The 17,351-nt window shown below is 71.0% G+C and carries 16 protein-coding genes and 1 pseudogene; 6 read left to right on the top strand and 11 right to left on the bottom strand.

Annotated features, from left to right (window positions below; all coding sequences use genetic code 11):
• Nucleotides 1-176: 176 nt before the first annotated feature.
• The 3 genes from AB0E94_RS01270 to AB0E94_RS01260 all read left to right on the top strand — a co-directional run bounded on the left by AB0E94_RS01270 (nucleotide 177) and on the right by AB0E94_RS01260 (nucleotide 3,267).
• Nucleotides 177-1,160, top strand: coding sequence for a transporter substrate-binding domain-containing protein (locus AB0E94_RS01270; RefSeq protein WP_360320584.1), 984 nt, complete (start codon nucleotides 177-179; stop codon nucleotides 1,158-1,160).
• Nucleotides 1,161-1,236: 76 nt separating this feature from the next.
• Nucleotides 1,237-1,758 carry an NfeD family protein gene (locus tag AB0E94_RS01265; RefSeq protein WP_360320581.1) on the top strand — a complete coding sequence of 174 codons (522 nt, stop codon included), beginning with the start codon at nucleotides 1,237-1,239 and terminating at the stop codon, nucleotides 1,756-1,758.
• Nucleotides 1,759-3,267: an SPFH domain-containing protein gene (locus tag AB0E94_RS01260; RefSeq protein WP_360320578.1), complete on the top strand. Its 1,509-nt coding sequence runs from the start codon at nucleotides 1,759-1,761 to the stop codon at nucleotides 3,265-3,267.
• A 6-nt stretch (nucleotides 3,268-3,273) separates the two neighbouring features.
• Here AB0E94_RS01260 and AB0E94_RS01255 read toward each other — a convergent pair whose 3' ends face one another.
• The 6 genes and pseudogenes from AB0E94_RS01255 to AB0E94_RS01230 form a co-directional block, all read right to left on the bottom strand.
• Nucleotides 3,274-3,834, bottom strand: coding sequence for a hypothetical protein (locus AB0E94_RS01255; RefSeq protein ID WP_360320575.1), 561 nt, complete (start codon nucleotides 3,832-3,834; stop codon nucleotides 3,274-3,276).
• 3 nt (nucleotides 3,835-3,837) lie between these two features.
• Nucleotides 3,838-4,977 carry a lipid-transfer protein gene (locus tag AB0E94_RS01250; RefSeq protein WP_360320572.1) on the bottom strand — a complete coding sequence of 380 codons (1,140 nt, stop codon included), beginning with the start codon at nucleotides 4,975-4,977 and terminating at the stop codon, nucleotides 3,838-3,840.
• Nucleotides 4,974-5,327, bottom strand: a complete 354-nt coding sequence (locus tag AB0E94_RS01245; protein ID WP_360320833.1) for an acyl dehydratase — start codon at nucleotides 5,325-5,327, stop codon at nucleotides 4,974-4,976. The genes AB0E94_RS01250 and AB0E94_RS01245 overlap by 4 nt, the downstream gene beginning before the upstream one ends.
• A 6-nt stretch (nucleotides 5,328-5,333) precedes the next feature.
• A pseudogene (locus tag AB0E94_RS01240) lies at nucleotides 5,334-6,176 on the bottom strand (OB-fold domain-containing protein); the annotation flags it as partial.
• Between the two features lie 6 nt (nucleotides 6,177-6,182).
• Nucleotides 6,183-7,325, bottom strand: a complete 1,143-nt coding sequence (locus AB0E94_RS01235) for an acyl-CoA dehydrogenase family protein (RefSeq protein ID WP_360320569.1) — start codon at nucleotides 7,323-7,325, stop codon at nucleotides 6,183-6,185.
• Complete coding sequence (locus tag AB0E94_RS01230; RefSeq protein ID WP_360320566.1) at nucleotides 7,310-8,332, bottom strand: acyl-CoA dehydrogenase family protein; 1,023 nt, start codon at nucleotides 8,330-8,332, stop codon at nucleotides 7,310-7,312. The genes AB0E94_RS01235 and AB0E94_RS01230 overlap by 16 nt, the downstream gene beginning before the upstream one ends.
• A 101-nt stretch (nucleotides 8,333-8,433) precedes the next feature.
• On the opposite strand from AB0E94_RS01230, the gene kstR reads away from it, so the two are divergent.
• Nucleotides 8,434-9,063, top strand: coding sequence for a cholesterol catabolism transcriptional regulator KstR (gene kstR, locus AB0E94_RS01225; RefSeq protein ID WP_360320563.1), 630 nt, complete (start codon nucleotides 8,434-8,436; stop codon nucleotides 9,061-9,063).
• A 109-nt stretch (nucleotides 9,064-9,172) separates the two neighbouring features.
• On the opposite strand, the gene AB0E94_RS01220 is transcribed toward kstR, so the two are convergent.
• Nucleotides 9,173-9,604: an SRPBCC family protein gene (locus tag AB0E94_RS01220; RefSeq protein ID WP_360320560.1), complete on the bottom strand. Its 432-nt coding sequence runs from the start codon at nucleotides 9,602-9,604 to the stop codon at nucleotides 9,173-9,175.
• A gap of 82 nt (nucleotides 9,605-9,686) precedes the next feature.
• Complete coding sequence (gene kstD / locus AB0E94_RS01215) at nucleotides 9,687-11,330, bottom strand: 3-oxosteroid 1-dehydrogenase (protein WP_360320557.1); 1,644 nt, start codon at nucleotides 11,328-11,330, stop codon at nucleotides 9,687-9,689.
• Between the two features lie 110 nt (nucleotides 11,331-11,440).
• On the opposite strand from kstD, the gene AB0E94_RS01210 reads away from it, so the two are divergent.
• A complete protein-coding gene (locus AB0E94_RS01210) occupies nucleotides 11,441-12,097 on the top strand; it encodes a PaaI family thioesterase (protein ID WP_360320554.1) in 657 nt (218 codons plus the stop codon).
• Nucleotides 12,098-12,148: 51 nt separating this feature from the next.
• Here the strand turns inward: AB0E94_RS01210 and AB0E94_RS01205 are convergent, their stop codons facing one another.
• Together AB0E94_RS01205 and AB0E94_RS01200 are read right to left on the bottom strand one after the other, a co-directional pair.
• Nucleotides 12,149-13,333: a hypothetical protein gene (locus AB0E94_RS01205; RefSeq protein ID WP_360320551.1), complete on the bottom strand. Its 1,185-nt coding sequence runs from the start codon at nucleotides 13,331-13,333 to the stop codon at nucleotides 12,149-12,151.
• Nucleotides 13,334-13,405: 72 nt separating this feature from the next.
• The gene (locus AB0E94_RS01200; protein ID WP_360320548.1) at nucleotides 13,406-14,434 is read right to left on the bottom strand and encodes a pectinesterase family protein; all 1,029 of its coding nucleotides are present in this window, start codon (nucleotides 14,432-14,434) and stop codon (nucleotides 13,406-13,408) included.
• A 150-nt stretch (nucleotides 14,435-14,584) separates the two neighbouring features.
• On the opposite strand from AB0E94_RS01200, the gene AB0E94_RS01195 reads away from it, so the two are divergent.
• Nucleotides 14,585-16,117, top strand: coding sequence for a serine hydrolase domain-containing protein (locus AB0E94_RS01195; RefSeq protein ID WP_360320545.1), 1,533 nt, complete (start codon nucleotides 14,585-14,587; stop codon nucleotides 16,115-16,117).
• Here AB0E94_RS01195 and AB0E94_RS01190 read toward each other — a convergent pair.
• Nucleotides 16,101-17,261, bottom strand: a complete 1,161-nt coding sequence (locus AB0E94_RS01190) for a branched-chain amino acid ABC transporter substrate-binding protein (protein ID WP_360320542.1) — start codon at nucleotides 17,259-17,261, stop codon at nucleotides 16,101-16,103. The two genes, AB0E94_RS01195 and AB0E94_RS01190, sit on opposite strands and share 17 nt — an antisense overlap.
• Between the last annotated feature and the right edge of the window lie 90 nt (nucleotides 17,262-17,351).

The following is a 17,351-nucleotide window of genomic DNA, read 5'->3' as shown; positions in this document are numbered from 1 at the left end:
ATCGGGGAGTACCGATGAAGGCCGCAGATCGGGGAGTACCGATGAAGGCCGCAGATCGGGGAGTACCGATGAAGGCCGCAGATCGGGGAGTACCGATGAAGGCCGCAGATCGGGGAGTACCGGTGAAGACTGCGCATCGAGGAGTCCCGCTGAAGACTGCGGATCGGGGAGTGCCGGTGAAGACGAAGGTGAAGATCGCTGCGGTGATGGTGACGGCCGGGCTGGCCGTCACCGGGTGCGGCACCCCCGACGAGGCGCCACGACCGGTGTCGGCCGAGGCGACCGCCGTGGTGCCCAGGCCGCTGAACGTGCAGGACCCGGCCGAGATCCCGAGCGCGCCGGCCGCACCGACCTGCGATCCGCGGGCCAGTCTGCGGCCGCCGGCGACGATGCCGCAGCCGGGCAGCATGCCGGCGAACACCACGATGGCGGACATCGAGCAGCGCGGCCGGCTGGTCGTCGGTATCGACCAGAACGCGTACCTGTTCGGGTTCCGTGATCCGGGCACCGGTGAGCTGGTCGGCTTCGAGATCGACTTCGCCCGGGAGATCGCGCGGGCGATCTTCGGCGATCCGGCGAAGGTGCAGTTCCAGGCGATCACCACGGCCGAGCGGATCCCGAAGCTGCAGAGCAAGGAGGTCGACCTGGTCATCCGGACCATGTCGATGACCTGCGAGCGCTGGCAGCAGGTGTGGTTCTCGTCCGAGTACATCCCGTCCCGGCAGCGGCTGCTGGTCCGTAAGGCCGACAAGGTCAAGGACTTCGCGGACCTGCGCGGGAAGAAGGTCTGCGCCACCCGGGGCAGCACCAGCATCGTGACGATCGCCGCGCAGCCGCACAACCTGATCCCGGTGAGCACCGACAGCACCCTGGACTGTCTGGTGCTGCTCCAGCAGGGGCAGGTGGACGCGGTCTCGACGATCGACATCCTGCTGGCCGGGCTGGCCGCGCAGGACCCGACGACCGAGGTGACCGGGCAGCCGGTGTCCGACGAGCCGGCCGGGATCGGCATCCCGAAGGGCCAGGACGACATGACCCGGTTCGTGAACGGGGTGCTGGAGAAGATGCGGGCCGACGGCACCTGGACCCGCATCTACGACAAGTGGCTCAAGGCCCGGCTGGGACCGGCCACTCCACCGGCGCCGGTCTACCGGAATTGACGACTCCGCTGGTAGACGGCTTGGACTACCCTGACGCAGCCGGTCGGTGACCGGCCTGAACTCAAGAAGGACGGCCGTGCTGACCGCGACTGTGGTGTTCCTGGTGATCGGCGGCCTGGCCGTCGCGGTCCTGGCGCTGGCACTGCTCGGCGGCGAGTTGCTGCACCTCGGCCATCCGGAGGCGGGCGGGCCGGTGTCGACCGAGGTGGCGGCCGGTTTTCTCGGGGCGTTCGGGTTCGCCGGAGCCGCTGCGGCGGAACTGTTCGACGCCCGTACCCCCGCGTTGATCGCCATCGCGGCGGTCGTCGGCGCGCTGGCCGCGGTGCCCGCCGCATGGCTCGCGTGGCGCCTGTCCCGGGCGGCGCGCAACATGCGCACCGACGCCACCCCGCAGCGGCAGCATCTGGTCGGCTCGATCGGCGTGGTCGTCACGCCGGTCCCGGCCGGCACGGGTTACGGCGAGGTGCGGGTCCGGCTGGGCGGGCAGCCGGTGAAACTCAACGCGCGCGCCGACCGTGCCATCCCCGCTGGGGCCCAGGTCTTCGTGATCGAGGCGCCCAGCGACACAAGTGTCGTAGTGGAAGAGACCGGAGCATAAATGTCTGGATTGTTGATCGCGATCGGCGGCGGTGTGCTGCTGGTCGTGCTGCTCGTGGTGTTCATCCTGTCCCGGATCAAGGTGGCCGGGCCCAACGAGGCGTTCATCATCACCGGCCGCAAGGGCAAGACGACGCAGGGCCTGGACGGCAGCAGCAGCACCGACATGTCCGGCCAGAAGGTCGTCATGGGCGCGTCGGTGTTCGTGCTGCCGGTCGTGCAGAAGTTGCAGTCGCTGGACCTGTCCAGCCGCCGCATCGACGTCGGCATCAAGGGCGCGGTGTCGAAGCAGGGCATCCGCGCCGAGCTGCACGGTGTGGCGATCGTGAAGGTGGGCGGCACCGAGGACGCGATCCGCGCGGCCGCCCAGCGGTTCCTGCACCAGCAGTCGGAGATCGAGGACTTCACCCGTGAGGTGCTGGCCGGCGCGCTGCGGTCGATCGTCGGCCGGCTCACCATCGAGGAGATCATCCGGGACCGGGCGGCGTTCGCCAGCGCGGTCGCCGAGGAGGCCGAGCACTCGATGACCAACCAGGGTCTGGTGCTCGACACGTTCCAGTTGCAGGACATCCTGGCCGAGGGCTCGTACCTGCAGGACCTGGGCCGCCCGGAGGCGGCACGCGTGCTCAAGGACGCGGCCATCGCCGAGGCCCGGGCCCGGCAGGCCGCCGAGCAGGAACGGCTGCTGGCCGAGGAGGCGATCGCCGAGGCGAACCGGAACCTGGCGCTGAAGCAAGCCGGCATCCAGGCCGAGATCGACGCGGCGAAGGCCCAGTCGGCGGCGGCCGGCCCGCTGGCGCAGGCCGAGCGGGACCAGAAGATCCTCGCCGAGCAGCAGAAGGTGGCCGAGCAGAACGCCGAGCTCAAGCAGCGTCAGCTGGACACCGAGGTGCGCAAGCCGGCGGACGCCGCCCGGTACCGGGTGGAGCAGGAGGCCGAGGCGGCCCGTAGCGCCGCGGTTCTGCACGCCGACGCGCAGCGGCAGGCCACCATCGCCGGCGCGCAGGCGCAGGCCGAGCAGGCCCGCCTGACCGGTGAGGGTGAGCGGGCCCGGCGTGCCGCGCTGGCCGAGGCGCACGCGATCGAGGGCGCCAAGGAGGGTGAGGCGGAGCAGCGGCGGCGTACCGCGATCGCCGAGGCGATCGAGCGGGAGGGCTCGGCCGAGGCCGCGGCGATCCTCGCCAAGGGCCAGGCCGAGGCGGAGGCGATGGCCAAGAAGGCCGAGGCGTTCGCGGCGTACGGCGACGCGGCCGTCATCGACCTGCTGGTGAAGGTGCTGCCGCAGGTCGTCGAGGCGGCCAGCGCGCCGCTCGGCAACGTCGACAAGCTGACCGTCATCTCGACCGACGGGGCGACGTCGCTGACCAAGTCGGTGGCCGGCAACGTGGCGCAGGGTCTCCAGATCGGCACCGACCTGACCGGCATCGACCTGACCGGGCTGCTGGCCCGGCTCGGCGGTTCGAAGGTGAACGGCGACCAGCCGGCCGTCGAGGGCAAGATCCAGAACTGAGTGGGCTCACCCGGCCGGCAGGCACTTGCCGGCCGGGTTGTTCTCCAGCCGGAGCTGGGTGAAGTCGGTTCCGGCGAGTTTGAAGGCGAACACCAGCCGGTCCCGGCGGCAGGTCTTGCTGTCGTCGTCGATGGCGTGGCCGTTCGCCTTGATGATGATCTCCCCGGCCTGGACCTCGACGCCGGTGACCCAGGGCCGGCGCAGTTCGGCGGTGGGGCTGCTGAGCAGCGGCTGATCGATCCGCCAGGGCCGCTGGGCCGGCGACGAGCCGTCGAAGACCTCGACCGTCGAGCTTTCGCAGGCACGGGCGACGAGCGCGTCGGCGATGCTGTCGCCTGTCACGTCGGCGGTCACCACCTGCTGGATGACCGGCTCTTTCGACTTGTCCGCGCACGGGAGGACGAAGGTGTCCCAGTCGGCGTCCTTGCCGGCACCCGCGAGGTTGCCGACCGGTCCTTCCGCCTCGGGCGGCTCCGACACCGACGGCGAGGGCGACGGCGACGGCTCCGCCTCATGGGACGTGCAACCGGCGAGCAGGATCAGCGCCACAAATGGGACAAACCTCATGAATCATAGACTAGGGGTGAGGACCAGTCCGCTCGTCGGAACGCCGGTTCCCGCGGTGACCAGCACCGGGCCGTCCCCCGGCACCTGATTGACCGCGGTGCCGCGGATCTGGCGGACCGCCTCGGCGATCCCGTTCATGCCGTGGATGTAGGCCTCCCCCAACTGCCCGCCGTGCGGATTCACCGGCAGCCGGCCGCCCATCTCGATCCCGCCGCCGGCGATCAGATGCCGGGCCTCACCCCGGCCACAGAAACCGAGTTCCTCCAACTGCATGAGGACGTACGGGGTGAAGTGGTCATACAACACAGCCGTGCGGATGTCGTCCGGCCGGAATCCCGACCGCTGCCACAACTGCCGGGCCACCACCCCCATCTCCGGCAGCGCGCCCATCTCCGGCCGGTAGTAGCTGGTCATCACGAACTGGCCGGGCCCACTGCCCTGTGCCGACGCCGCGACCACCGCCGGCGGCCGGGCCAGGTCACGCGCCCGTTCCAGCGAGGTCACCACCACGGCGACCGCCCCGTCGCTCTCCTGGCAGCAGTCGAGCAGCCGCAACGGCTCGGCGATCCACCGGGACGCGCGATGGTCGTCGAGGGTGATCGGCCGCCCGTGGAACCACGCGTGCGGGTTGGTCGACGCATGCTTGCGGGCCGCCACGGTGACCCGGCCGAAGTCGTCGGCGGTCGCGCCCGAGTCGTGCAGGTAGCGGCGGGCCACCATGGCGACCTGCGCGGCCGGGGTGGCCAGGCCCATCGGCGCGTGCCAGCCGGTGTCCGGGTCGGGCGACGCGAAGGCCTGCCCGAAACGGCGGCCGGACCGCTCGTTCAGGGCCCGGTAGCAGACCACCACGTCGGCCAGTCCCGCGTCGACGGCGAGGACCGCCTGCTGCACGACCGCGCACGCGGCGCCTCCGCCGTACCCGATCCGGGTCAGGAAGGTCAGCTCACCGATGCCGAGCTCGCGGGCGACGGCGATCTCGCTGTTGTTGTCCATGGTGAACGTGACCAGGCCGGACACGTCGGCGGGGCGCAGGCCGGCGTCGTCCAGGGCCGCCCGGATCGCCTCCACGGCCAGGCGCAGCTCGCTGCGGCCGGAGTCCTTGGAGAACTCGGTGGCGCCGATCCCGGCGATCGCGGCGGTCACGACTCCACCTGCACGGTTCCGGTCACGTGCACGCCGGTCGCGGTGCGGCCGATCACGTCGACCCGGTCGCCGAACACCTGGCCGGTGAAGGTCAGGGTGTCGTAGGCGAGGCACGGCGTACCCAATCGGATCCTGATGCCCTTGATCGTCGTCCCGGCGCCGAGCCGGTCGGTGACGAAGCGCTGGACCAGGCCGGTGGTGGTGAGGATGTTGACGAAGATGTCGGTGCCGCCGAGGCGGACGGCGGCGTCCCGGTCGTGGTGGACGTTCTGGAAGTCGCGGGTCGCCAGCGCCGTGCTGACGATCAGGGTGGGGGTGACGTGCAGCTCCCACGGATCGAGGGTGGGCACGTCGGGGCGCCAGACCGGCAGCCCGCCGTCGAACGTGACGCGCACCGGGTCGCCGATCTCCGGTCGCGGGCCGCGGTATTCGGCGACCATCCGGACGCCTTCCTCAAGATCGACAAGCCCGATGGTGTACGGCGAACGCCGCCCCGGAACCGGCGGATGATGGTGGACGACGTAGCTGTGGATGGTGCCGGCGCCGGTGGCCACGGTGTGCTCCTGCTTGACGGCGCCGCAGGCGGGGCAGGCCGGGCCGGGCGGGTGGCGGAGGGTCCCACACTCGCCGCAGCGCTGGATCCGGAGTTCGCCGTCGTTCACGCCCGCCCAGAAGAACGCGTTGTCGGCGGTGATCACCGGCTGGATCGGCTCGGCTTCTGCGGCATTCACCTTTTGTTGCGGCTTATAGCGCAATATCCGAAATTTCATCTCGGCGACTACTTCATCCCCCACCAGCCACCTCGTCAGAGTGGTGATGAACCAACCCTCACCCAGCGAGGTCCGCTTCGGCCCGACCACCGATTCCAGCCGGCTGCGGACGGTCACCTCTTCGCCGACCCGCAGATATCGGTGATAAGCCTGTTCGGAGTCGGTGGCAACCACGGCCGTATATCCCGATTTCTCGCACAGATCGGACACCGCTTGCAATGGGTCGTCGAGTGACGGAGGCGCCAGACCGCGCATCGTCCAGACCTGGATCATCGCGGGCGGCGCGGTCCCGTCGCTCTCGTAGCGCGGATTCGCGTCCCCCATCGCCTCCAGCCAGGACCTGATCATCGGCTGGTTGACCGGATCCCGCCCGGGCTTGGCCGGGGTCTCCCCCGCCTCGATCAGCCGCTGCGCCGCTTCTGTGATCATCCGCACCTACCTCGGGACTCTCGGCAGGCCCAGGCCCGCGCTCGCGATGATCTCCCGCTGGATCTCGTTGACCCCGCCGCCGAACGTCAGCACCAGATCCCGCCGCTCGTGCACGTCGAGCCAGTCGAGCAGCTCAGCGGTCGCCGGATCGCCCGGATCGCCGTGCCGCGCGACCACCTCGGACAGCTCCTTCCCGAGCCGCAGCAGCCGCTCGGACGAGAAGACCTTCGTCGCCGAGGCGTCGGCCGGACTCGGCGCGTCCCCGGCGACCTGCCAGTTGAGCAGCTCGTTCACGCGGCGCGCGGCGTGGGTCCGGGCCAGGGCGCGGCGGACGTCCGCATGCTTTTCCAACCCTCCGGCGTACGCCCAATCGCGCACCCGATCGAACAGCGCCCCCATCCGCCCGGCCGGCCCCAGCATGACCCGCTCGTGGTTGAGCTGGGTGGTGATCAGCCGCCAGCCGTCGCCCTCACCGCCGACCCGCCGCGCGACGGGCACCCGAACCCCGCTCAGGTAGGTCGAGTTGACGTGATGCGTGCCGTCGCAGGTGATGATCGGCGTCCACGAGTACCCCGGATCCCGGGTGTCCACGATCAGGATCGACAGCCCGCGGTGCCGTTGTGCCGACGGATCGGTCCGGCAGGCCAGCCACAGGAAGTCCGCCTCGTGCGCCCCGGTCGTGAACGTCTTCTGCCCGTCCACCACGTACTCGTCGCCGGCCCGCACCGCCCGGGTCCGCAGCGCCGCGAGATCGGTGCCCGCCTCCGGCTCGGTGTAGCCGATCGCGAAGTGCAGGTCCCCGGCCAGGATCCGCGGCAGGAACTCGCGCCGCTGCTCCTCGGAACCGTGCGCGAGCAGCGTCGGCGCGACCGTCTGCAACGTCACCGCGGGCAGCGGCACGTCGGCGCGGGCCGCCTCGTTGACGAAAATCTGCTGCTCGGCGGGGCCACGTCCGCGTCCGCCGTACTCCTCCGGGAATCCGAGCCCCAGCCACCCGTCGCGACCGAGGCGGGACACCAGGTCGCGAAACGCGGCGCCATGCCGTTCCCGCAACAGCACGACCCGCTCCGCGGGAGTCAGGACCTTGCTGAGGTACGACCGGAGCTCGTCCCGCAGTCTCGTCTGCTCGCCGGTCAGTTCGATGAACACAGGCGCTCTCCCAGCACGGTCAGCCGGTACTCGCCGCCGCCGAGGAACCGGACCAGATCCCGGATCAGCGCGGTGTGCCGGTGCAGCGGGTAGTCGACCGACAGCCCGAGGCCGCCGTGCAGGTGGTGACAGGTGCGAGCCGCGGGCGGGGCCTCGGCGGTGAGCCACTGGGCGGCGATGTCGAGGTCGTCACCGGCGTCCCGGCCGGTGCTCAGCCGCCAGACCGCGCTGGTCACCGCCAGGTGCAGGGTGCGGCCGGCCACGTAGACGTCGGCGATCTGCTGCGCGACGGCCTGGAAGGTGGCGAGCGGCTTCCCGAACTGCTCCCGCGTCCGCACATGCTCCGCGGTCAGTGCCAGCGCTCCGGCGAGGGCCCCGTCCCCGAGCGCACACGCCCCGGCGATCGCGAACCGATGCAGGTCAGCGTGACAGTCCGCCCCGGCCTGCTCCCCCACCGCGCCGCCGCGTTTCTCCGCTGCGCCGCCGCCCAGCTGTTGTGCCGGGGCGCTGTTCAGGTACAGGATGCCGCCGGTCAAGGTGGCGCCCGGGCCCGCCGGATCGATGATCACCACGGCTGGGCCGGCCACGGTGACCAGGAGCCGGTCGGCGGTGGGGACGCCGGTCTTCACGCCGGTGACCGTCCCGTCCGGACCGAACGTGGTGCGGGGCGCGGCCGGCAGCGGATCACCGGGCTCGGCGACGGCGGCGCCGAGCGTGTGGCCGGTGAGCAGTTCGTCCTGTTGCGCCGGGGTGCCCCAGCGGGCGACGGTCAGGACCCCGAGCGCCAGATGCTGAAGGGCCGGGACGTCGACGGCACGACGGCCGATCTCGGTGAGCACGAGCGCGGTCTCCAGCACACCGAGCCCGGCCCCGCCGAGACGTTCCGGAACGGCGAGCGTGAGGAGCCCGGCCTGCCCCAGATCGGCCCACGGCTTGTCGGATCCGTCGAGCACCTCGGCCGCCAGACGGGTGATCGCCTCCTGCGTCTCGTCCAGCCGAAAATCCATGAGACTGATTAGAACATGTTTCAGTTTGTGCTCGCCAGCGCCCGCCGACACGGGGACGCAACGCGACGTTGCTAGGCTTGATTCACCGGAAAGGGGCGACCATGGCAGCAGCGAGAACGAGTACCACAACGCGCAGCGCTCTCGCGGGCGCTGAGGTCGAGCAGGGTTCGGCCGCGCAGCGCGATCGGCGGCGGCGGATCCTGGAGGCGACACTCGCGCTGGCGTCCAAGGGTGGTTACGACGCGGTCCAGATGCGCACCGTCGCGGAGCGTGCGGGGGTCGCCCTGGGCACGCTCTACCGCTACTTCCCCTCGAAGATCCACCTGCTCGTCTCGGCGCTGGCCTCCGAGTTCGAGACGATCCAGGAGAAGCTCGGGCGCAAACCCATTCCAGGCGATACTCCGTACGATCGGATGATCTTCGTCCTGGGCCGGATGACCCGGGCCATGCAGCGGGAACCGTTGCTCGCCGAAGCCATGACGCGGGCCTTCATGTTCGCCGACCCGTCGGCGTCGGCCGAGGTCAACGCGGTGGCGCGGCTGATGGAGGAGATGTTCACCCGTGCGATGCACGAGGGCGACGACGTCGAGCCGTCGGCCGACGACCGGGCGAAGGCCCGGGTGATCGGCGACGTCTGGCTGTCCAACCTGGTGGCGTGGGTGACCCGCCGGGCCTCGGCCAACGACGTGGTCAACCACTTGGAGCTGGCCACCCGCCTGCTGCTCCACTGAAACGTGCCGACCTGCGGTTCGAGACGCACCGCAGCACGGCACACGACGGCCGCACGCGGACAGCGTGCCGGCCTGCGGTTCGGATTGCGCCGCAGGCCGGCACGCTGGGTCAGGCGATCAGGGCGGTCAGTTTCTCCAGGGCCTGCTTGGCGGCGGGGCCGGCTTGCTTCTCCAGCATGGCGGCCATCGGGCCGTTCAGCGCCGGGCCGGCGAACTCCATCTCGTAGGTGATCTTCGAGCCGGCGCCGTCGGGTTCGATCAGGAAGCGGTTCTTGGCCTTGACGCCCATCGGGCCGTCGCCGGCGGTCTCGAAATGGCTCGGGGCGTCCGCGGCGACGACCTTCCAGGCCATCTCGGCGGGCATGCCCATCAACTTCACCTTCTGTTTGTACGTGGCGCCCTCCGTCACCGCGGCCGGCAGGTCACCAGTGAAGCCCTGGTGCATGCTGTTCCACTCGGGGGTCCGGGGCAGGTCGGTGATGACCTGCCATACCTTGTCGGGCTCGGCCGCTGAGTTCGCCGAGACGCTCACCTTGGGCATTCTGACTCCTCCTGTTGAGCGCGGATGTCGCGGGCGGATCCTGAAGACGGGTTGTCGAGGGCGGGCGGCTGGAAGGCGGGTCTCAGGTGCCGGCCGCGATGTCGAGGCCGGCCACGTGGCCGAAGGTCATCGCCGGGCCAAGGGTCGATCCGGCGCCGGCATAGCTGTGGCCCATGACTGCGGCGCTGGCATTGCCTGCCGCGTACAGGCCGGGGATGACCGTGCCGTCCGGGCGCACCACGCGGGCGCGGGCGTCGGTGACCAGGCCGCCCTTGGTGCCGAGGTCGCCGGGCACGATCTTGAAGGCGTAGTAGGGCGGCAGCCAGAGCGGCGCCAGACACGGGCTGGGCAGGTTGGTGGGGTCGGCGAAGTAGGCGTCGTACACGCTGTCGCCCCGGTGGAAGTCGGGGTCGCGGCCGGCCCGCGCCTGCCCGTTGAACCGGCTGACCGTCGCACTGAGCGCCGCCGCCGGCACCCCGATCTTGGCGGCGAGGCCGGCCAGCGTCCAGTCCTTGACCAGGGCGCCGGACGTGTACCAGTCGTCCGGGTAGGGCAACATCGGAGCGAGGTCCTTGAACAGGTACCGGTTCCGGTAGTCCTGGTCGGTGATCATCCAGCAGGGGATGTGGCCCTTCTGGTACATGGTGTGCACGACGTCGCTGTAGGGCGCGGCCTCGTTGACGAACCGTTTGCCGGCCTGGTTGACGAAGACGGTGCCGGGCAGGGTCCGCTCGGACAGACAGAACCAGGGCTCGCCGGGCAGCGGGATCATCGGCCCCCACCAGGCGTCGTCCATCAGCCCGAGGGCGGCTCCGGCCCGTTCGCCCGCCTCGATGCCGTCGCCGGTGTTGGAGTCGGCGCCGATGGTCCAGTCGGTGCCGATCGGCGCGGCCTGGAACTGCTTGCGCATCCGCTCGTTGTGCTCGAACCCGCCACTCGCGACGACCACGCCGCGCCGGGCCCGGATCAGGGTCTCGGCGCCGTCGTGGGTGGCCAGCACCCCGGCGACCCGGCCGTTCTCGACGTGCAGGTCGAGCAGCGGGGTGTTCAGCCAGACCGGCACGCCGGCCGCGATCAGCCCGGCCCGCAGCCCACCGGCGAGCGCCTGGCCCATGGTGACCGGTTTCTGGCCCTGGGCGGCGGCCTGGAGGTAGCGCCAGACGATCTCGGAGGCGACGGCGAGCCCGCGGGGGTGCCTGGCGATCAGCGACAGCCACTTGTAGTCGACCGTGTAGACCACGGTTCCGGCCGGGCTGGCCTGGTAGGGGCCGTTGAGGTGGGCCAGTTCGTCACCGAGGACGTTGGCGTCGAGGGCCTTCGGCTCGATCGAGCGGCCGTTCGGCATGCCGCCGGCCAGCTCGGGATAGTAGTCGGGGTAGCCCTCCATCCAGGCGAACCGCAGCGGGGTCCACTTCTGGAGGTAGGCGATGGCGCGTGGGCCGTAGGTGAGGAAGGCCTGCCGCCGGGCGGCGGGCACCTCGGGGCCTACCACGGCGGCCATGTAGGTGTCGGCCTTGGCGAACGTGTCGGGTACTCCGGCGGCGAGCAGGACGTCGTTGTTGGGCACCCAGATCCCGGAGCCGGAACGGGCCGACGATCCACCGTAGACAGACGCTTTTTCGATGAGAACCGTGTTCAGCCCGGAACGGGCTGTGGTCAGCGCGGCCGTCATGCCGGCGGCGCCGGCACCCACCACGACCACGTCGTATTCCACGGTGACCGGCATGGCATCCCCATCCGCTGGGTCGTTTACCCCTCCGCAATAACTAGAACAGGTTATAGCAGTGTGATGAGATTCACTAGGTCCGATGGCGCCGCGTATAGCAGCCTGTTGCTGTGAGCGAGATCGAGAACGGCCATGGATTGCAGCGCCGCAGGGAGGCCATCACCGGGCTCGGCGACGCGCTGCGGCTGCTGATCGAACAGGCGACGGCCACCGAGGCGCCCACCGCGGAGTTGCTCCGGGCGGCCGAGCTGATCCGGCAGGCGGCGGCGCCGCTCGGCGAGCGGGTGCGGGGCCGGTTCGAGACCGCGTCCGCCGACGACCTGCTGGGCGGGGTGCGGCTCTACAACCCGGTGACCGGTGCGGGCAGCGCCTTCGCGCCGCCAATGGAGATCCACTCCGACGGTGACGTCGCGGTCGGCGTCTGCACGCTCGGCCGGGCCTTCGAGGGGCCGCCCAGTTTCGCGCACGGCGGGGTCAGTGCCATGCTGCTCGACCAGATGCTCGGCTACGCGTGCGGGGTCGCCGGCCACCCGGGCATGACCGTCCGGCTGGACACGGGTTATCGCGGGCCGGTGCCGCTCTACACGCCGTTGCGGCTGACGTCCCGGGTGGCCGGGATCGACGGGCGGCGGGTCACCGCGACCGGCACGATCGCCACCGCCGAGGCTCCCGGCGACGTGCTGGTCGAGGCGACGGGCGTGTTCGTGGCCCTGCGAGCCGAGCAGGCCCAGCGACTGTTCGGCCCGGTGATGGGCGAGGCCCGGTGACGGATGAAGCCCGGTAAGAGGCGAGGCCCGGCGACGGGCTGAGAAGCAGGTCTACTCGGGGACTCTGCGCATCAGGTTGTCGTCGACGAGGGTGGTGGCGCCGGTCCGGGCCAGCGCGCGTTCGCGCAGTTCCGGCGGGAGCCCGGCGCGCTCGGACAGCCACGTCACCCAGGCCGGCAGCAGGGCCAGCAGCTCGTCGGCGTCCTCCCGGTACTCGTCGCGGATCTGGTGCGACACCGACTCGACCCGGTGCGGGGAGCAGGTGTCGAACAGGGCCGGGGCGATCATCGGCCAGGAGTCGAACATCTCGGCGGCCAGCGCGTCCAGGTTGGCCGGCTCAGGCCCGTCGGCCCGCGTGCGCCACCACGTCACGAACCGTCCCGGGCCGAGGTCCAGCGCCGTCTCCGGCACATTCAGCGTGAGTACCGGCGGCAGGTCGAGGACCGCCTCGGCCAGACTGCGGCAACGGTGGTACTCGGTGAACTGCTCGGCCGACTCGCCGCCCAGCGCGGAGACCTCCTCCGGTTTCGGCAGCAGGTCGGCGAGCAAGCCGGAGTCGTCGATCCGGCGCCACGCCGTGCCACCCGCCGCGAACGCGCCCACCCCGACCTGCCACGCGGCCAGCGCCTCCTCGGGCGAGGCGTAGAAGCCGGCGTGCACCGTGACCGGGACGAAGGCGCACGCGTCGATGTCCCACAGGTACCAGCGGACCGGCCCCTCGGGCGTGGCGAACGGGGCGAGCACGGCGAACCGGCTGCCCCAGCGGTCCCGGGTCCAGCGGACCTCGCCGGCCACCTCGGGCGCCGGCGCGTCCAGCCCGGTCCGGTCCAGCGCCGTGGACGGCAGGATCGCGGCGAGAGCGGCCCGCACCCGCCGGGCCGGTTCGTCGTCGCCGGCGTCGTGCAGCACCCCGGCCAGCGCGTCGGTCAGGTGGTCGGGTCCCACGTACTCGTCGGACGGCAGTTCGCTGAGCACGGCGAGGAGCGGGCCGAGTCTGGCGCACAACTCGTCCGCCAGCGCGGTGCCGGTCTTCGGGGACGTCATCAGCTCGGCGGCCAGCGCCACGGCGTGCGGGCGGGCCAGTTCGAGCCGCATCGCCTGGCCCTGCTCGCGGCCTGCGGCGATCTCCGCCAGCGACTGTGACAGCCGGACCTGCCGGGTGTGCACCCGGCGGCGCTCGGCCCGGACTGCAGCGGCGGACTTGGCAGACTTCTTGCGTTTACGAGAGACCGGCACGGGCCGAGAATATGTGGCTCTCCCGGCCCGGGTCCTCCCGGCGTCACCCACACGGGCGTCAACGTCCGTCTTCTAACAGCGCTCCGGTTTCCACCCGTCCGAGCCGCGCAGGAACGCCTCGATCGTGCTGGATGCGGCCTGCTCGTCGGTCAGTTGTGGACGGTTCTCCGAGATCAGCGCGCCGGGGCCGTAGTTGTGGTACTCGGCGAAGCGGGCCTCCTGCCACGGCCACGTGCCGAAGTCGCTCCACGCGAGGTCGGGGATGTGGGTGCCGATCCACGACTGGCGGATGACCGTCTGGCCGATCGCGTTCGGGTCGTTGCTGGGGTGCCACGGGCGGCCCAGCAGGACGGTCCCGGCCGGGGCGTCCGAGGTGAACCGGCAGTGGTCGAAGAGCAGCCCGTGCGGGTTGGTGATGTCGGTGCTCGGGGCGGTGACGTAACCGTTCGGGGTGCTCCCCCGGTTCAGCGAGTGGACGCGGCACCTGTCGAACACCGCGGTGGCCCGGCCGAAGATGAAGTCGACGTCGCCCTCCACGTAGCAGTCGCGCAGGTAGACGCGGGCGATGACACCGGCGGCGCTGCTGTTGACGTAGAGGGTGTCCTGGTTGGCGAGGAACCGCACCCGCTCGAAGACCAGTTTGTCGGCCCGGGTCAGCACGGCGACCGCCTGCCGGTTGGTGATCTCCGGGTGGGCGGCCTCGTCGAACAGGTTGGCGAACGTCAGGTTCGACGCCCGGAACCCGGCGCCGTCCACTGTCACCGAGGCGCTGCCGGACGTGCCCCAGGTGCCGCCGGCGGGTTTGGGGGTGCCGTTGGCCCGGTCGTCGGCGATCACCACGTCCTCCGGGCGGCGGCCCAGCCCACGTAGCTCGATCAGGGTCTTGGCGGACGGGACGATCACCTGCCCGAGGTACGTGCCGGGGCGCACGCCGATGACGTAGGGCTCGGTCGCGCCGGCTGGGGCGGCGTCGATGGCCGCCTGGATTCCGGTGTGGTCACCGGTGCCGTCGCTCGCCACGATCAGCTCCGGCCGCCGTCCACCGGCGGAGGCCGGAGCCGGCACCAGGCCGGTGGCCACGATGCCGAGGCCTGAGGACATGCCAAGGAAGGTACGCCGTCGCATACCACTCTCCTACTTGACTATGGGGATTGCGCTGGGGGAAAGCGCTTTCCTCTGCACGTTAGGGCAGGCGTCCGGCAACGTCAACGAAATCTTCGAACCAGTGACACCGGTGGATAGGGTGGGGCGATGAGCGAACCGGTGACGCGAAGGGCCCTGTTGCTCGGTGCGGCGGGAGGGGCGGCCACCGCGGCCGTCGGGTCCCCGGCCGCCGCCGCAGTTCCACGCGTGGTGCGGGAGCTGGAGGAGAAGATCCGGGCCGGGATGGCCACCTACCGGGTCCCGGGCGTGGCCTACGGTCTGCGCTACCAGGGCCGCGACTACGTGGGCGGTTTCGGGGTCACGAACGTGTCCGCGCCGGAGCCGGTCGACGGCGACACCCTCTTCCGGATCGCCTCGACCACCAAGACCTTCACCGGTACGGCGATCATGCGCCTGGTCGATCGGGGCCGTCTCGATCTGGACCGGACGGTGCGCAGCTACCTGCCCGGGTTCCGCACCGCCGACGAGGCGGCGTCCCGGCGGGTCACCCTGCGGCAGGCGCTGAACCACAGTGCCGGCTGGCTCGGCGACTCGTTCGTGGACACCGGTGCCGGTGACGACGCGCTGACCCGCTATGTGGCGTCGATGGCCACGTTGCCGCAGCTCACCGAGCCGGGGCGGGTGTTCGCCTACAACAACGCGGCGATCGGGGTGGCCGGGCGGGTCCTGGAGGTCGCGACCGGGCGGGTCTACGAGGATGCCCTGCGATCACTGGTGCTCGACCCGTTGAGCCTGCGGCAGAGCGCGTTCACGCCTCAGGCTGTTCCGGGCGCTCGGGTAGCCGTACCGCATGGATTTGATCTTGAAGGGAATGTCGTGGCCGTGCCGGAGGCGCTGGCCATTCCGCGGAGCCTGCATTCCTTCGGTGGGTTGTTCTCCAGCGCGCGTGACCAGCTGCGGTGGGCCCGCTATCACCTCGGTGACGGTGCGCCGCTGCTGACCCGGCGGTCGTTGCGGGCCATGCGGTGGCGCCCGGGGCCGGCCGGGATGTTGTTCGTGGAGATCGACGGGGCCGGGGTGAGCTGGATGCTGCGGCCCAGCGCGGAGGGGCCGCGGATCATTCAGCACGGCGGTGACCTGGGCGGGCAGCATTCCGGGTTCCTGTTCGTGCCGGAGCGGGATTTCGCGCTGACCGTGCTGACCAACTCGGAGGGTGGCCCGGCGCTGCTGGCCGAGCTGTTCGCCGGCGACTGGGCGCTGAGCCGGTTCGCCGGTCTGCACAATCTGCCGGCCCGGCCGCGCCTGGTGTCCCCGGCGGAGCTGGCGCCCTACCAGGGACGTTACGTCGCCCAGCAGGTCGGTGTGGACGGCACGACGGCGTCCATCGAGCTGGAGCTGGCCGGCGCCGGCGGGCGGCTGAGCGCGCGGGTCGGCGGGCAGGAGGCGCTGGTGCTGCCGTTCTACCGGCGCGACCGGGTGCTGGCCTGGGAGCCGGACGGATCGGACACCCACACCCGGGGCGACTTCGTGCGAGACCAGGACGGCTCGGTGGGCTGGTTCCGCTTCGGCGGCCGGCTGTTCCGGCGTCATCCGCTCGGCTCTGCGGCGGCGCTGCGCAGCGTGCCGGCCACGATCGTGCCCGGCACGCTGCCGTACCCGCTGTCTACGACACCAGCTTGAGGTCCTTGCCGTCGGCCTTGAGCAGCAGGAACTTCGGGACCACCCGGGTGCCGTCGTCGTTGAAGGTCATCGGGCCGGACAGCCCGGTGTAGTCGGTGTCGCCCAGCGCGGTGCGGATCGCCTCGCGGTCGGTGCTCCCGGCCCGTTTGATCGCCTCGACCGCCACCATCACGGCGTCGAAGGCCTCGGCGGTCGACGGGCCGGGGTCGACGCCGTACGCCGCCTTGTACCGTTCCGACCAGCCCTTCAGCTCCGGCATGAACTCGGGCACGAGCAGCGCCGTTCCGTACACGTCGCGGCTCTCGGTCGCGGTCAGGTTCTCCAGCAGCGGCCCGTCGGTGGCGCCGTCGCCGACGACGATCCGGCCGGTGAACCCCTGTCCCCGCAGGTCCTTGATCAGCTGGTTGGCCTCGCCGTAGTAGCCGGTGTAGTAGACGATGTCGGCCTTGCTGCCGATGATCGACAGCGCGGTGCGCCGGTAGTCGCCGGCGCCCTGGCTCAGTTTCAGCTCGCCGGCCACCTTCAGCTTGCCGGTCTTGCGGGCGTACTCGGCGGTCGAGTCGGCCAGGGTGAGCGGGAAGCTGGTGCCGTCGTGAACCACCGACAGTCTGGTTCCGCCGAGCTTCTTCATCCAGTCGACCGCGAACTCGGCCTCGGCGATGACCGTGCCGCAGATCAGGAACAGGCTGTTGTAGCCGGGTTCCAGCAGGTCGGTGGAGTTGGCCAGCGCGATGATCATCGGGATGCCGGCGTCGTGGAAGATCTTCAGGGTGGGCACCATGGCGCTGCTGCAGTAGCCGCCGACGAACGCCGCCACGTCCTTCTTGACCACGGTCTGCGCGGCGGTGACCGCGGTTCCGGGGTCACAGGCGTCGTCCTCGGCCACCAGCTCGACCTGCCGGCCGAGCACCCCGCCGGCCGCGTTGACCTCGTTGACGGCGAGTTTCGCGGCGTTGACCATCGCCTCGCCGGAGGAACTGTTGCGGCCGCTGATGGGCGCGAGGCTGCCGAGCCGGATGGGTTCGCCGGCGGCCGCCGAGGACCCACTCGTCGACGGGGTGGTGGCGTCCTCTCCGCCGCAGCCGGACAGGCCGGCCAGCAGCAGGAGAGCGGTCAGGACGGCGGCACTTGCGGGGCGTGACACGAGCGGCTCCGATCGGTGGTCTCTACGACCCGATCGACGTCGGCGCGCCAAACCTGAACGGGTTTCCTTGAACACGTGATCCGGCTGCCG

The organism is Actinoplanes sp. NPDC026670, from assembly GCF_040638175.1.
Taxonomy (GTDB): Bacteria; Actinomycetota; Actinomycetes; order Mycobacteriales; family Micromonosporaceae; genus Actinoplanes.
The sequence above is the reverse complement of the archived record's forward strand: the minus strand, read 5'-3'. Positions and strand labels throughout refer to the sequence as shown.